The organism is Solibacillus sp. FSL R7-0668, assembly GCF_038006205.1.
Classification (GTDB): Bacteria; Bacillota; Bacilli; order Bacillales_A; family Planococcaceae; genus Solibacillus.
This window is the reverse complement of sequence record NZ_JBBOUU010000001.1, coordinates 1,012,315-1,027,796: the sequence shown is the minus strand read 5'-3', so window position 1 is coordinate 1,027,796 and position 15,482 is coordinate 1,012,315. Positions and strand designations below refer to the sequence as shown.

At 38.1% G+C, this 15,482-nt stretch carries 17 protein-coding genes; all 17 read right to left on the bottom strand.

The annotated features are described in order from the left end of the window. Nucleotides 1–106: 106 nt before the first annotated feature. Nucleotides 107–481 (bottom strand): TIGR02530 family flagellar biosynthesis protein, encoded by a 375-nt coding sequence (locus MKX47_RS04750; protein WP_340771690.1) that lies wholly within the window; start codon nucleotides 479–481, stop codon nucleotides 107–109. 12 nt (nucleotides 482–493) lie between these two features. Further along, nucleotides 494–1,225 (bottom strand): flagellar hook assembly protein FlgD, encoded by a 732-nt coding sequence (gene flgD / locus MKX47_RS04745; RefSeq protein WP_340771685.1) that lies wholly within the window; start codon nucleotides 1,223–1,225, stop codon nucleotides 494–496. Next, nucleotides 1,226–2,494 (bottom strand): flagellar hook-length control protein FliK, encoded by a 1,269-nt coding sequence (locus tag MKX47_RS04740; RefSeq protein WP_340771683.1) that lies wholly within the window; start codon nucleotides 2,492–2,494, stop codon nucleotides 1,226–1,228. It lies immediately after the preceding gene. Between the two features lie 25 nt (nucleotides 2,495–2,519). Continuing rightward, nucleotides 2,520–3,179, bottom strand: a complete 660-nt coding sequence (locus MKX47_RS04735; RefSeq protein WP_340771680.1) for a MotE family protein — start codon at nucleotides 3,177–3,179, stop codon at nucleotides 2,520–2,522. Then, entirely contained in the window at nucleotides 3,151–3,600 is a 450-nt protein-coding gene (gene fliJ / locus MKX47_RS04730; RefSeq protein WP_340771677.1) for a flagellar export protein FliJ, read from the bottom strand. Before fliJ ends, MKX47_RS04735 begins: the two co-directional genes overlap by 29 nt. After that, entirely contained in the window at nucleotides 3,600–4,925 is a 1,326-nt protein-coding gene (gene fliI / locus MKX47_RS04725) for a flagellar protein export ATPase FliI (RefSeq protein ID WP_340771675.1), read from the bottom strand. Before fliI ends, fliJ begins: the two co-directional genes overlap by 1 nt. 5 nt (nucleotides 4,926–4,930) lie before the next feature. Beyond that, nucleotides 4,931–5,737 carry a flagellar assembly protein FliH gene (gene fliH / locus MKX47_RS04720; protein WP_340771672.1) on the bottom strand — a complete coding sequence of 269 codons (807 nt, stop codon included), beginning with the start codon at nucleotides 5,735–5,737 and terminating at the stop codon, nucleotides 4,931–4,933. Then, nucleotides 5,721–6,734, bottom strand: coding sequence for a flagellar motor switch protein FliG (gene fliG / locus MKX47_RS04715; protein ID WP_340771670.1), 1,014 nt, complete (start codon nucleotides 6,732–6,734; stop codon nucleotides 5,721–5,723). The genes fliH and fliG overlap by 17 nt, the downstream gene beginning before the upstream one ends. 15 nt (nucleotides 6,735–6,749) lie before the next feature. Continuing rightward, a complete protein-coding gene (gene fliF, locus MKX47_RS04710; RefSeq protein WP_340771667.1) occupies nucleotides 6,750–8,339 on the bottom strand; it encodes a flagellar basal-body MS-ring/collar protein FliF in 1,590 nt (529 codons plus the stop codon). A gap of 58 nt (nucleotides 8,340–8,397) precedes the next feature. Then, a complete protein-coding gene (fliE, locus tag MKX47_RS04705) occupies nucleotides 8,398–8,706 on the bottom strand; it encodes a flagellar hook-basal body complex protein FliE (RefSeq protein ID WP_340771664.1) in 309 nt (102 codons plus the stop codon). Nucleotides 8,707–8,713: 7 nt separating this feature from the next. After that, entirely contained in the window at nucleotides 8,714–9,178 is a 465-nt protein-coding gene (gene flgC, locus MKX47_RS04700) for a flagellar basal body rod protein FlgC (protein WP_340771662.1), read from the bottom strand. Nucleotides 9,179–9,180: 2 nt separating this feature from the next. Next, complete coding sequence (flgB, locus tag MKX47_RS04695; protein ID WP_340771660.1) at nucleotides 9,181–9,573, bottom strand: flagellar basal body rod protein FlgB; 393 nt, start codon at nucleotides 9,571–9,573, stop codon at nucleotides 9,181–9,183. A gap of 560 nt (nucleotides 9,574–10,133) precedes the next feature. Continuing rightward, the gene (gene codY, locus MKX47_RS04690; RefSeq protein ID WP_340771658.1) at nucleotides 10,134–10,913 is read right to left on the bottom strand and encodes a GTP-sensing pleiotropic transcriptional regulator CodY; all 780 of its coding nucleotides are present in this window, start codon (nucleotides 10,911–10,913) and stop codon (nucleotides 10,134–10,136) included. A gap of 85 nt (nucleotides 10,914–10,998) precedes the next feature. Further along, complete coding sequence (hslU, locus tag MKX47_RS04685; RefSeq protein ID WP_340777717.1) at nucleotides 10,999–12,387, bottom strand: ATP-dependent protease ATPase subunit HslU; 1,389 nt, start codon at nucleotides 12,385–12,387, stop codon at nucleotides 10,999–11,001. Next, nucleotides 12,384–12,926 carry an ATP-dependent protease subunit HslV gene (gene hslV / locus MKX47_RS04680; protein WP_340771656.1) on the bottom strand — a complete coding sequence of 181 codons (543 nt, stop codon included), beginning with the start codon at nucleotides 12,924–12,926 and terminating at the stop codon, nucleotides 12,384–12,386. The genes hslU and hslV overlap by 4 nt, the downstream gene beginning before the upstream one ends. A 17-nt stretch (nucleotides 12,927–12,943) precedes the next feature. Further along, nucleotides 12,944–13,840, bottom strand: coding sequence for a tyrosine recombinase XerC (gene xerC / locus MKX47_RS04675; RefSeq protein WP_340771653.1), 897 nt, complete (start codon nucleotides 13,838–13,840; stop codon nucleotides 12,944–12,946). 321 nt (nucleotides 13,841–14,161) lie between these two features. Continuing rightward, the gene (gene trmFO, locus MKX47_RS04670; RefSeq protein WP_340771651.1) at nucleotides 14,162–15,475 is read right to left on the bottom strand and encodes an FADH(2)-oxidizing methylenetetrahydrofolate--tRNA-(uracil(54)-C(5))-methyltransferase TrmFO; all 1,314 of its coding nucleotides are present in this window, start codon (nucleotides 15,473–15,475) and stop codon (nucleotides 14,162–14,164) included. Nucleotides 15,476–15,482: the final 7 nt, after the last annotated feature.

Sequence of the window (15,482 nt, the reverse complement as noted above, 5' to 3'; positions counted from 1 at the left end):
AAATGTCGTTCTCCCTTCAATTTTCAATTTGATATTGGTTTGTCATTTTTCGTTGCTGCTTCAATCAGTCCACAGCATTAGGCATCCTTACTTCTGAAGGTCCTGCCTATAAAATAATCGTACCGTCAATATTTGTGAACAATTGCTCTCTTGCTTCAATTCGATCTAATGCCGTAATAACTGTTGCATTTTTTGCGCTAACAACAAGTGCCGCTTGCTCTAAAATAACTAACGGTTGATTTACACCTTTTTCTTTTGCCTCAAATACTCTATCAGTAATTTGCTGCCATTCATCTTCTGAAATGGCAATATTCCGTTCATTCAAACGCTCTGTAGCATGCTTACTAATTTTTAATTGTTGCTCCGCTGCTTGCTTTAAATGCTCAATAAACGATTGCTTCGTCGTTGCATTAATCTGTTGCTTAACAGTCGGTTGGATAGGTGGATGATACGGTATTTGTTGAATACGAACGCGATTCATCTCGATCACCTCTTATTTAGTTACAGTTTCCGATTCAGAAGAACTTTTATCCTCAGCTGCTTCTTCCTTAGAATCTTCAACTACTGTAAATTGATCCTTTGTTAGACGAGACCCATCATTTAAAATATACTCGATGTCTCCACTCTTTTTATGAACGATGGATTCAATGACCGCATTTAGCAATTTTCCTGTTGTTGCTGACGTATATTGTACAGCCTTCCCTAATAATTCACTCGCCTGCACGATTGGATTCGTTGGTGTAGGAGGTGCTGTTTCAGATGTTCCCCCGCCTAAAATAGATGAAATATTACCAGGTGAAATTTCTTTTCCATCAGTTAAGATGAATACGACATTGCCATCAACAAATTTTAATTCTTTAATGACGCCCGTTCCTTCGTTAATAACAGGCTTATCTTCACTGTCCAATTCTTCCGTTATTTCATGCCATTTTACTTCTTTCCCAATAAACGTTGAATAACTCATCATTTGTGATTGTTGCTGTGACGCTAATAAATCTTCCATCGCCTTGGTCATATTCTGCATTTGCTCTAAAGATGAGAATTGCGCCATTTGTGCAATGAATTCCTTATCATCCATCGGGCTTGTTGGATCCTGATTTTGAAGTTGCGTAATTAAAATTTTTAAAAACGCATCTTTCCCAAGAGCACCGTTATCTTTTTTGTCTGTTACTTTGAAGTTCGGATCATTTGTTGGGATATAATAATCATTTGTAATGCCTGTCATCTACTCTACCTCCTCATTTTGACTTAATAAATCTTTAAAGGAAATGGATTCTTCTTCATTCTCATTGTCTTGCTCTTTATCTTCTTCTTTTTGACGACCGAAGAAGTTATTAAAGAAACTTTGATCACGTGTATTGCGGTCAGCATCTTGTAAAGATTGCGCAATATCGATGCGGTCCATTTGAATGTTTTGAGAAACAAATCCTGCTTTTAATTGGTTAATATTATTTTCTAATAGCTCTTTTCCTAATGGCGTTGTTGCTAATAGACGTGCTGTTAATACACCATCTTTTTGAACTAATTCAATACGTATTTGCCCTAGATTTTCTGGGAATAGTTTCAGGAATAATTTCATATTTCCTTGCTGCCCAGAAATTTGACTACGGTTCATTAAGTTTTGAATTTCTTTAACAAGCGCTTCCGACTGTGCTGGCTTTTCAGCTGGTAGTGTAATTGTCACCGTTTTGGTTTGTGTTACTTGCTGCTGTAAGCCTACTGTTGGTTGCTCTGTTTCAGTTTTTACCGTCGCTTGCTGCGTTGTCTGAGTTGATTGTTGCTGCGTTACTTGCTGAACTATTTGCTCAAATGTTTGCTTAGGTGCTTGTTGCGCTTGCGTCTGTAGCGATTGCTGTGCTTGATTAGCTAATGCAAGTAGCGCATCTTTTAAGCTTGAAAGCTGGATTTCTTGCTGGTATACCGTATCAACTTTGGCACCGATTAATTCTGCTAGCTTTAATAATTGAACTACTTTTTGCATGTCATTTGGCACGACATTCGATTGTTGCGTACCTTGAACTGCTGCCATAATTTCACTTAAAATAGCTGGTGCTTGCTCAATAATTGACCAAATATCGGTCATTTCAAATGGGGTTTCTTCCCCTAAAAGCTGCTGCATTATTTGCGTAAGCTGCTCTTCGGTTAATCCTAAAATATCTGTTAAATTTTCTAACGTAAGCATTTCATCGATTGCAACAGGCATTTGCTCTTCACCGATCAATGCGAATAACTCGGCTTCATCCATTTCAATCCCTAACTGTGCTAATAAATCCTTTAAAGAATCTGTTCCTAACGTCTCTGCTACCTCTTCCAAAATCGGGGTTGCTTCTGTTGTTGTTGAAGAAGTTGTTTCAGACGTTTGATTCGTCGACATGATGGATTTAAATACACTACCAAATGCATCAGAATCTGTTGCGCCGCTTTCGATAGCACTTTTTGGTTTAGGCTGCTGTACGTTTTTTGCAGACATTGCTTGTAACATTGCGATATTCATTCTTTCCACCTCCTTTCAAGTTGGATTATTCTTGAGATAATAGCTCTGTATAACGAGCCGCATCCTGTGGAGACATTTTTGTAAAGATTGCCGAAAGTGTATCTGGCTTCATGCTCGACATAATGCGCAAGCTTTCGGTATCACTCATTTGCACTAATATAGGAGCCGCTGTTTTCGCAGACATTTTTTCAAATGTCGACAATATTTCATTAAATTCTTTCTGTGCTTCTTCCTGATTACGTTCTAATTTTTCGATTTCAAACAATAATCGTTCTTGTTCCGCTAATAAGTCCTCTTTTTCAGCTGCTGATGCATCAATTTGCGATTGTAGATTGGTAATCTGCAATTCTTTTTCTTGAATTTCAGCCTGTAATGATACTACTTTTTCTTCATTTAACGAGGTGTTTTCCGCAACTGCCGGTTCCTCATCTTTTGAGCCGATGAATGGAATTTTTTCAATGGCTTCATCCGCCATTTTGAATACGTTATATTCTGTTACTGTTGCTAAAATTAAACAAATCGCAATAATGAACATAAGCGGAATTAAAAATAGATAAAAAAACTTTTTGAAAAAACCAGGAGATTTTCCTTCCATCTCCACTTTCGTTTCTTCCATTTGAAGTTCGATTTGTTGTTTTGTTTTTTTGGCCATGAAATCACCTGATTTCCCTTTTGTAATACGCAATTGTCGAAAGCTCGTCCAAAAGGGTTGCTTCTATACGTAATTGATCTTCTTTAAATTGTTCGAAGTCATTTTCGCGCATTTTTTCGTATTTGCGTACTTCCAAGTTTTTTTCTAATAACTTTTGCTCGTGCCAATTCATTTTCGCACGGGCTTGTACTACTTTTTGTTGCACATCTTCAATTGTCTTTTCCATGCTGTCGATAAATCTCGAATAATGATTTATTTCGTCTATTGAAGAACCAACCATTAATCGCTCTTGTTGGTAGGTAATTAAATCTTCTTTTTTCTTCAATAAGTCGTATAGTTTTGTCGCAATTTCCTCAAATACTTTAATGGATTCTTTAAAAGCGAGCTCTGTTTCTGTTTTTTCTTGTTCCTTGACGACTAAAATTTTTTCAAAGCGATACGTGTATTTGTTCATTACTTCGCACCACCATTTGATAATGTTATGATTTCTTGAACGGTTTGTTCAATGGAAACTTTATCTTTAAATCCTTGCTTTAAAAACGAGGTAATCAGTGGTTCATAGTGAATCGCTTCATCAATATCCTTTGAAGTGCCTCGTTTGTAAGCACCGATATTAATTAGGTCTTCGGATTTTGAGTACGTATAATACAGCTCTCGTAAACGACTTGCTGCCTTTATATGCTCTGGTTCAGCGATATGATTCATTAAACGACTTACACTTTTTAACACATTGATCGCTGGATACTGTCCTTTATTTGCAAGATTTCGATCTAATACGATATGCCCATCCAATATCCCTCGCACTGCATCGGCAATCGGTTCGTTCATATCATCCCCGTCAACTAATACCGTATAAAACGCGGTAATTGTGCCATGGATATTTGTACCTGAGCGCTCTAACAATGAAGGTAATATTGCAAATACAGATGGGGTATATCCTCGCGTTGCTGGTGGTTCCCCAACTGCCAATCCTACCTCACGCTGTGCCATAGCAACACGTGTTACGGAGTCCATCATGAGCATGACGTTTTTGCCATGATCTCTGAAATACTCGGCAATAGCAGTTGCTGTGAATGCCGCCTTGATACGCATCAATGCCGGCTGGTCACTTGTCGCTGCTACGACGATGGAACGACTAAGCCCTTCTGGTCCTAAGTCGCGTTCGATAAATTCCCGAACTTCACGACCACGTTCCCCAACGAGTGCAATGACATTGATATCCGCCTTTGTATTTCGTGCAATCATTCCAAGTAATGTACTTTTCCCGACACCCGAACCGGCGAATATCCCGACACGCTGACCGCTTCCTACTGTTAGCATTCCATCAATCGCCTTTACACCTACTTCCAATTGTTCGTCAATTGGAGGGCGATGTAACGGGTTTGGCGGTTCTTTTTCCGTTTGAACAGTCGTTAAGCCTTTCGGTAAAGATTGTCCATCAAAAGGGTTACCTAAAGCATCTAACACTTTTCCAATTAATTCTGGACCAACCTTAACTTCTAGCGGGACTCCTGTACCTTCTACAAGGCAACCGATGGAAATTTCCTTTAACGAGGAATAAGGCATAAGAATGACAATCTCATCCTTAAATCCAACTACCTCTGCTAAAATAACTTGCGGACCATTTTTCGATGTTTGAACCTGAATTTTACAAACATCACCGATTGAACTTTCCGGACCTTGAGACTCAATCATCAAACCGACAACTCTCGTCACTCTTCCATACTTTTTAAATGTATTAAGATTAGGAATTTGTTCAATTAATTGAGCCGTTTTCATCCGTATCATTCCTTACTTTCAATTAATTCATATAATTGTCTTCGTAGCTCCTGTAATTGCTCGTCTACGGATACAACAATTCGTCCATGATTCGTTTCGATATAGCTTTCCGTTGCTTGTAAATCCTCGTTAACAAAGATTAAAAACTGCACATTTGGCGGGAATATTTCAGCTAATTCTGCTTGATGTGCCGTTAGAATTTTGTGGTATTTTGGCGAAACATAAACTTTTATTTCCTTCATCTCTCGTGCTTCTTTTAATGCACGTTCTATGATGGCAACAAAGGCTTCATCGTCTCGCTCTAATTTCGTATTTAATATACGCTCCGCTGATGTTAGTGCCAGTTCCAATAATACAGATTCTTGTGCTTCAATATAGGCAGCTGCATTTTTTTGTGCATTCAGCATCGTGTCATTTGCAGCTTGGATATCCTGTTGCATATTTGCATTTGCTTTCTGTACACCGTCTTCATATCCTTGGGCAAATCCTCCATCATAGGCTTCTTGTTGAAGTATGATTTTTTCCTCTTCCCATGTTTGCTTTAATGCCTCTAATACTTCCAATTGCTCATTACGAAATTGTTCAAATTGTTGCTTTTGCTGTTCAATTTCATCATTAGCCTGCTGCAACATCATTTGGTGCTCTTGTTGAATCTCCTCTAACGTCAACTGCGGAGTATCGTCTACAAGCTCTTCTGCCGGTTCTGCATAATGGATTGGCTCAAAGAAACTATGAAGCTTAATTTCAACAATAGATGTCTCTTCAGTTGGTTGTGCATTCGTTGAACGGATGATTCTAGACAATGACGTCATCTCCTCCACCACGTGCGATAATGATTTCACCCGCATCTTCTAATCGACGGATAACCGCTACAATGCGAGACTGTGCTTCTTCAACATCACGTAATCGAACAGGCCCCATGATTTCCATTTCTTCACGGAATGTTTCAGCCATACGTTGTGACATATTGCGGAAAATAATATCTTTTACTTCGTCTGAAGAAACCTTCATTGATAGTAATAAGTCTTCGTTTTCGCAATCGCGAATAACACGTTGAATTGAACGATTGTCCAGTGTAACAATGTCTTCGAATACAAACATACGTTTTTTGATTTCTTCTGCAAGCTCTGGATCTTGAATTTCGAGTGCATCGAGAATCGTTTTTTCTGTTTGACGATCTACACCGTTTAATACTTCCACCACTGCATCTACGCCACCTGTTTCTGTGTAATCCTGCGTAACAGTAGATGATAATTTTCGTTCTAGTACAGATTCAATTTCACTAATAACTTCTGGTGATGTTGATTCCATAATGGCGATACGTTTAGCGATATCCGCCTGTACTTCTTGTGGTAATGATGAAAGAATAACCCCCGCTTGCCCTGGATCTAAATAAGATAGAATAAGTGCAATCGTTTGCGGATGTTCGTTTTGAATAAAGTTGAAAATTTGTGCTGGATCTGCTTTACGTGCAAAATCAAATGGACGCACCTGTAAAGAAGATGTTAAACGATTTAAAATTGCTTGCGCTTGTTCGGCACCTAATGCTTTTTCTAGCACGGTTTTCGCATACCCAATACCACCTTGCGTGATATAGTCTTGCGCTAAAGCAATTTGGTGGAATTCTTCGATGATATCTTCTTTCACCGAAGATTCCACTTTCTTTACACTCGAAATTTCAAGTGTTAGACGTTCAATTTCTTCTTCACTTAAATGCTTATAAACAGAAGCCGAAACTTCTGGCCCTAGAGAAATTAGCAGTAAAGCAGCCTTTTGCTTTCCTGATAAATCTTTATCTTTCTTGGACAAGAACCGAACCTCCTACTATTCTTCAGCAATCCAACTACGCAATAGCTTCGCAAAGTCTTCTGGCTTTTCTTTCGCCATTTTTTCCAATTGCTTGCGGCGTACAGTCGCTTCCGTTTCTTTTTCTTCTGAAATATCTTCAACGTCAATTAATTGCTGTTGTTGTTCAATAATTTCTAATTCTGCTTCTTCTTGCTTACGTTTACGTGCACGTAATACATATAGCACTAATAAGACAATCGCTACTAGTAAAATACCGCCAATAACCCATACCCACCAAGGAATTACGGATTGAACGTCATCATTTGCTGCATCATTACCTTGGAATTGCTGCGCCGATACAACGATGCGATTTGCAATCTCTTCATCTGTTAAATCACCAGCAGCATCTTGATCGATTGATGTACGCACAATTGTTGATAAAATTTGTTCGATATCTGTACGAATCCCTGCATCAAACTCTTCTACTGTGCCTGGTGGTTCAACCATGACTTGAATCCCTAAATTACGAATTTTGTATGGACTTTCTTGAATTTCACGTCGAATGCGATTGACATCATTGTTGATTGTTTCTTCTACACGCTCATAATCGCCATTACCCGTTGTACCCTCTACATAGTCGACGAAATTATCTGTTGCGTTTTCAGCTTCTGGAGAGCCTTCTGCTGGAGTACCACCTGCATACGTCTCTGTAATACGCTGTGCGCTAATTTCAATACCGGTCATGTTTTCTTCATCTACAGGCTTCACCAAGTTTTCTTCGCGATTTTCCTTTTTAAAGTCAATATCAGCCGAAACATTTACTACTACTTTGTCTTGACCAATTAATGTGCCGAGCATTTGTTGCACTTGGCGTTGAAGATCACGTTCGATTGTTTTCTTAACATCCATTTGACCTTCTACCGTATTAATACCATTCCCGCCATTTTCAGCAGATTCTAAATCATAGTAATCACCGTATTGGTTCGAGATTTGAATATTCTCCTTTGATAGGTTCGGAATACTCATTGCAACTAAATTAAAGAGCCCTTTAATTTGATCATCTGAAAATTTATGTCCTGGCTTTGTCGTTAAAACAATCGCCGCTGTTGATTCAGCTTGTTCATCCTTTAAAAATACGCCTTCATTTGGTAGGGTGATAATCGGTTTTGCATCCTTTACCCCTTCGAATTTACGTAATAGGTTTGCCAAATCCGTTTCGATTGCCGCTTTTTTAATCACGTTAAATTCGTTATCTGTCATACCAAATCCCGCATTGGCTGTAAAGAAGGACGTATCGATTTCACCTGAATCAGGATACCCTTGAGAAGCAAGCGATACTTGTAAGTCTTGCACTTGTTTTTCTGGAACTAAGATTGTTGTTCCACCATTTGTTACCTCGTACTTAACCCCTTGAGCAGTAAGTACTTCTGTTATGCTCCCTACCTCTGATTGAGACATTTCCGGGAAAAGTTGCACCATTGTAGTGCGCGTTGAAAAATATGTAATAGCTGCTGCAAGTGCAAGAATTGCTGCAGCAACGCCAATCATTGCACCTTTTTGGTTTTTCGTTCGACTCTGCCAAAAGTTAGTGGAGTCGCTTTTAATTTTTGTAAATCGTTCATTCATTATGAATCCTCCGGTTATAGTGAATGCCCAACAAGTAATTATTCGTTAAACAAAAATATTATACACTCATACGCATAATTTCTTGATAAGCTTCTACAGCTTTATTACGAATTTCAATTGTTGTGTTTAAAGTAACACTTGCCTTCTGAGCAGCAACCATTACTTCAAATAAATCAACATCTCCACCACTTATTAATTTTTGTGTCATCATATCTGATGTTTTTTGGTGCTCATTTACACTAGCAATCGCTTCTTTTAAAGAGTCTGCAAACTGTTGTTGTGCATTTGCAGATGTAACTTGATTACCTTGGTTTACTTCATTCACAGATTGTGCAGGAGACATGAATGAAACTGGATTTATCGCCATTTAGTTATCATCCTTTCCCTATTTCAAGTGCCTTTGTTAGCATGCTTTTATTGGCATTAAACGCTGTAATATTGGCTTCATATGATCGTGAAGCTGAAATTAAATCTACCATTTCCTTTAATAAGTCAACATTCGACATTTGTACATAACCCTCTTCATTGGCATCTGGATGTGTTGGGTCAAAAACGAGTTTAAACGGTGTTTCTGTATCTTCTTTAATAGAAGTTACTTTCACGCCGTTTCCTACACCCGCTTTTACTGTTTTGCCCATTGCCATATTCAGAAAGTTTGAGAATTGCCCTTCATTTTCTTTCAATGTAATAGACTTTTTGCGGTATGGTTCCCACTCACCATTTACTTGCTTTGCTCGTGTTGTATCAACATTGGCAATATTAGAAGATATTACATCCATTCTTAGACGTTGTGAAGTTAACGCCGAAGCAGTTGTATTCATACTATGAAAAATCGACATAATTATTTACCTCCCTTTACTACCGTATTTAATGTTGAGAATTTACTACTAATCCGGTCAATCAATGCATTATAGTAAATTGTATTTTCTGCTAACTTCGCTTGTTCTGCATCCATATTTACCGCATTGCCATTTGGTCTTGTTCGAAAATTTTCGTTTGAATACACACCACTTGATCCTATTTCAATTGAAAAATCATAATGTCTCGCATCCGTGCGATAGGCAGAAATAGAAGATTTTTTCGCATCACTAAAAACATCTTTAAAGCTTACTTCTTTTGTTTTGTAGTTCGGCGTGTCAACATTCGCTATATTTTGTGTTATCGCTTTATTTTTTAGCGTAGCATATGAAAGTCCATTTTCTAATTTGCTAATCGTACCACCAAATAAATTCAAATTTTTCACCTCATTCACTTTTACCAATCTTCAGTCACGACAAACCTAATACTTTAATTGTAATTATATTATTTTCGAGTGTCTATTGACTTTTGGCACTTTTTTATAGTCTTAACGAACCATTTTTCGACAACTCACTACCTACAATTTACAAATAGTGACATCGTTCTCCATGATTTTATCCTTTTCTACCTAAAATTTCAGAAGGGAATTCCATAAAATAATAGAATTTTACTATAAATACGATTGATAACAAGGTCTTAACCTTGTTAAATATACCCATATAAAACGGTTAATGCTAATCATTTCCTTAATTTATAATAGCATTAAATAGGAATCTAGGGGTGATGTTCATAATTTTGTAACAAAACATTTGTCCCATATTCAATAAAGGAAATCGCCTAAACTATTATTTATTTGATCACGCTAAATTAAACCATTCTGATTATATTTTTAGAAATTTTATACATTTATTGAATTTTTACCATTTCCCATGCAGCGAATCCTTATTTCCAGAAAAAAAAGCGATAAAGCACTATGGCTTTATCGCTTTCCTTTTATTATTTCATTTTGATTTCAGCTAAGGCAGTTAAGAACTTATCATTTAATACTTTAATATAAGTACCTTTCATACCTAATGAACGAGACTCAATAACACCCGCAGATTCCAATTTGCGTAATGCGTTTACGATTACTGAACGAGTAATCCCTACGCGGTCAGCAATTTTAGACGCTACTAATAAGCCTTCATGACCATCTAGCTCTTCAAAAATATGCTCAATTGCTTCTAATTCTGAGTATGATAATGAGTTAATCGCCATTTGTACAACAGCTTTTGAACGTGCTTCCTCTTCAATTTCTTCTGATTTTTCACGTAAAATCTCCATACCTACAACCGTTGCACCATATTCAGCTAAAATTAAATCATCATCTTCAAATTGATCGCTAATTCGAGCTAATATTAATGTGCCTAAACGATCACCACCACCAATGATTGGCACGATTGTTGTTAACCCTTTTTCAAATAGGTCTTTGTTTTCAATAGGAAATGCTGTATGTTCGTTGTTAATACCTAAGTTTGAAGAAGTTTCCGTAATGTTGAATAAGTTTTGCGTATATTCTTCTGGGAATTGGCGTTCTTCAAACATTTTTTTAATACGATCATTTTCAATTTGTTGATGAATTGAAATACCTAATAATTTCCCTTTTCGACTTACGATGAAAACATTACTTTCGATAATATCTCCCAACGTTTGTGCCATCTCTTTAAAGTTAACTGGCTTACCAGCTGATGCTTGTAACATAGCATTGATTTTTCGCGTCTTTGCTAATAAATTCATTTTTTATATTTCCTCCCACAGGACTAATTAATTCACTTAATATTCTAAAGGTTTTTACAATTTAAAGATACTATTTCAACTTACATTATAGGATAAATTGAGACAAATCTTTGTTTTTTACGATATTCGACAATTTTTGATCGACATAGCTTGGTGTAATTTCGATATGTGCTGGTGCAATTTCTGAAGCCTCGTAGGATAATTCTTCTAAAAGGCGTTCTAAAATCGTATGTAAACGACGTGCACCAATGTTATCTGTTTCTTGGTTTACTTCTGTGGCAATTTCTGCAATGCGCTCAATAGCCCCTTCCGTAAAGTCGATCGTTACACCTTCTGTATCTAATAATGCTTTATATTGAAGAATTAACGATTGGTCGGGCTCTTGTAAAATACGAACAAAATCCGCCTTCGTTAATTTTTCTAATTCGACACGAATCGGAAAGCGCCCCTGCAATTCTGGTATTAAATCACTTGGCTTCGACATATGGAAAGCACCCGCTGCGATGAATAACATATAATCCGTCCTCACCGGTCCATATTTTGTCGTTACCGTAGAGCCTTCAACGATTGGTAAAATATCACGTTGTACACCCTCACGAGATACTTCCGCAGAGGAGGAGCCTTTACTTGCAATTTTATCGATTTCATCAATAAAAATAATCCCCGTCTGTTCTGCACGATGGATGGCTTCACTTGAAAGGGCATCTGTATCAATTAGCTTATTGGCCTCTTCTTGCGTTAAAATACGACGTGCATCTTTTACTTGTACTTTTCGTTTCTTTGTTTTTTTCGGCATCAAATTCGATAACATGTCTTGCATACCATTTGCCCCGTCCATATTCATACCAGGCATTGCATCAAATAGCGATGGTGCATTTTCTGTCACTTCAATTGTTACCCATTGCTCTTCTAACTTTCCAGCTTGTAGGTCTTGCGCAATTTGAGCTCGGCGTGTACGAATTTCAGGTTCATCTTGCTGTACTTGTTCTTGTTGCTGCCCCTTTTGCCCAAATAACATTTCAAATGGATTTTGAGTAAGCGTTTCTTTGATTTTCGAAGGCACTAGCAATTTTACTAGCACTTCCTTGGCATTATGCTCAGCCTGTTCTTGTACTGCGACAGTCATTTCTTCTTTTACAAGTCGACGTGCCGCTTCCACTAAATCACGAACCATCGATTCAACATCGCGCCCTACATAGCCCACTTCTGTAAATTTTGTCGCCTCTACCTTAATGAATGGTGCATTTGTTAGCTTAGCAATACGGCGCGCAATTTCAGTTTTCCCAACGCCTGTCGGTCCAATCATTAAAATATTTTTCGGAATGACTTCACCTTTTAGCTCTTCGCTTAATAACGAGCGGCGATAGCGATTACGTAGCGCAATGGCTACAGCACGTTTCGCCGTTTCTTGTCCGACAATATGACGGTTTAAATGCTCGGTAATTTGTCTTGGTGTTAAATTCGTCGTCATTATAATACCTCCAAGATAATATTATGATTCGTAAACACACAAATATCCGCCGCTGTTGTTAAAGCTGCTTGTGCAATTTCTTTAGCAGATAAATGATCTCCGGCATGTATTTTTAACGCACGTCCAGCTGACAATGCATAATTGCCGCCAGAACCAATCGCTAAAATTCCATCATCCGGCTCGATAACTTCACCTGTTCCTGAAACTAATAATAATGTTGTTTTATCCATCACTAACAACATCGCTTCTAACTGGCGTAGCATTTTATCGCCTCTCCATTGCTTTGCTACCTCAACAGCTGCGCGCTGTAAGTTCCCATTATATTCATTTAATTTTGCTTCAAACATTTCAAATAAGGTAAAAGCATCTGCCACAGAACCAGCAAAGCCTGCAAGTACTTTGCCATTAAACAGACGTCTGACCTTTCTCGCCGTATGCTTCATCACAACTTGATTACCTAATGTTACTTGACCATCGCCTGCCATCGCACATTCACCATTGTGATGAATAGCAAAAATCGTGGTTGCATGAATTTGTCCCATCCGATTCCCTCCTTAACTTATGCCCTTGGATGACTATTCATATATGTCTTTCGAAGAGCTTCCTTTGTTACATGAGTATAAATTTGAGTAGAAGATAAGTTCGCATGCCCAAGTAATTCTTGAACGGTACGCATATCTGCCCCATTATTTAATAAATGAGTTGCGAATGTATGTCGTAACATATGAGGATAAATTTTAGTATGCATACTCGCATGTTCAATCATCTCGCTTAATATATAACGTACACCGCGTGCAGTAAGTTCGCCACCTCGCAAATTCACAAACACTTTTTGGTGCGTATTCGTTTTCATTAATGTAGAGCGAACGTGTAAATAACGTGTCAGTGCGTCATGCGCAAATTGCCCAAACGGAATAATACGCTCTTTACGCCCCTTTCCCATTACACGAACAATGCTATAGTGAAAATCAATATCGGAAAGCTCCAAACCTACGCATTCACTAACACGCATCCCCGTTGCATAAAGTAGCTCCAAAAGGGCGATATTACGAATTTGCTTCGGCTCGTCTCCTTGATTTTTCTCGAATAGCTGGGCTAATTCTTCCTCATAAAAAAAGCTCGGTAATCGTTCTTCCTTTTTCGGATGATAAAGTGAACGAAACGGAGCATCATCGATATGCTGTTCTCGATTTAAAAAGCGAAAAAAAGAACGGATAGATGAAATTTTCCTAGAAATCGAAGTTCTCGCTTTTTGTTCATCATAAAGTTTCGTAACATAAAGTCTTGCATGAATATAATCAACTTCTGCAATGTCAGCAATGCCTTCTGATTGTAAAAATGTAAAGAAGTTTTCAAGATCGGACTGATATTCGCGTACAGTATGTTGCGAAAAGTTTTTTTCCAATTGTACATAGCGAATAAATTGTTCGAGCGCTTCTTCCATTTGAATATTCATTGTACATGCCCCCCTTATTACAGAAGAAAAATTGACTCATGTGATTTAATTCGAATCACATTTTAAAAACACACATACTGACACTATACTTATCGAGCTAAGATTTCAAGCTGTTTTTCCTTAACTTATTCGGATTTCTTGTAACTTTCCGAAAATTGAGTGGTTCATTGTTTTAAAAAGCAACTTTTAACATCATTTACCACGTAATTAATTCCTTTTTTACGATTTACTGCTAACTTTTCAGTAGTATTAGTGTAAAAAAATAATTGACTACAACATAAAAGCCCTTAAAGTATAACAGTCTTTAAGGACTTTTCGCAATTAAATTACCTGAGTATTAATAAAATTCTGAATTGATTCCAATGCTCTTGTAGCATGTTTTTCCGCGCGCTCTGGCTTTGATTTGATTCGTTCACCAAGCTCTGGGAAAATACCAAAGTTGACATTCATCGGCTGGAAGTTTTTCGCATCTGTATGTGTAATATAGCGCGCCATCGAACCAAGTGCTGTTTCATGCGGGAAGTAGAGTAGCTCTTGGCCTAATGCCATGCGAGCTGCATTGATTCCAGCGATTAAACCACTTCCAGCTGATTCTACATAACCTTCTACACCTGTCATTTGACCAGCGAAGAACAGGTTCGGACGTGCTTTTAATTGATATGTTTGCGCTAACACTTTCGGTGAGTTGATGAATGTGTTACGGTGCATAACGCCATAGCGAACGATTTCTAAGTTTTCTAAACCTGGAATCATCGAGAATACGCGTTTTTGTTCTGGCCATTTTAAATGCGTTTGGAAGCCTACTAAGTTGTAAAGCGTTCCAGCTGCATCATCCTGACGTAATTGAACAACGGCATATGGACGTTTGTCTGTTTTCGGATCTTCTAATCCAACAGGCTTCATCGGACCGAATGTCATCGTCTTTTCGCCACGTGCTGCCATTACCTCGATCGGCATACAGCCTTCAAAATACTTCTCTTTCTCGAACTCTTTTAATGGAGCACATTCTGCTTCAATTAATGCTTGGCGGAATGCATCGAACTCTTCCTTGTTCATTGGGCAGTTTAAGTAGGCCGCTTCACCTTTGTCATAGCGTGATTTTAAATATACTTTGTCCATATCGATCGAATCTTTTTCGATAATCGGTGCTGCTGCATCATAGAAGTATAAATAATCTTCGCCCGTTAGACCTTGAATTTTTTTCGCTAGTGCTTCAGACGTTAATGGACCTGTTGCAATGACTGTAATCCCCTCTGGAATTTCAGTAACTTCTTCGTTAATCACTTCAATTAACGGATGGTTTTTCACATGTTCGGTTACATAGCCTGCAAACTCGTGACGGTCTACCGCTAATGCACCACCAGCTGGTACAGAACAATTATCTGCTGCTGCCATAATGACAGAATCTAGTTTACGCATTTCTTCTTTAATTACGCCAACTGCATTTGTTAGGCCGTTTGCACGTAAGGAGTTCGAGCATACAAGCTCTGCAAATTTATCAGTATGGTGCGCCGGCGTTTGCTTTACTGGACGCATTTCATATAGGCGAACATTCACGCCGCGCTTTGCAATTTGCCAAGCGGCTTCAGATCCAGCAAGACCTGCACCAATTACATTTACTACTGGTTGTGTCATTGTTGTT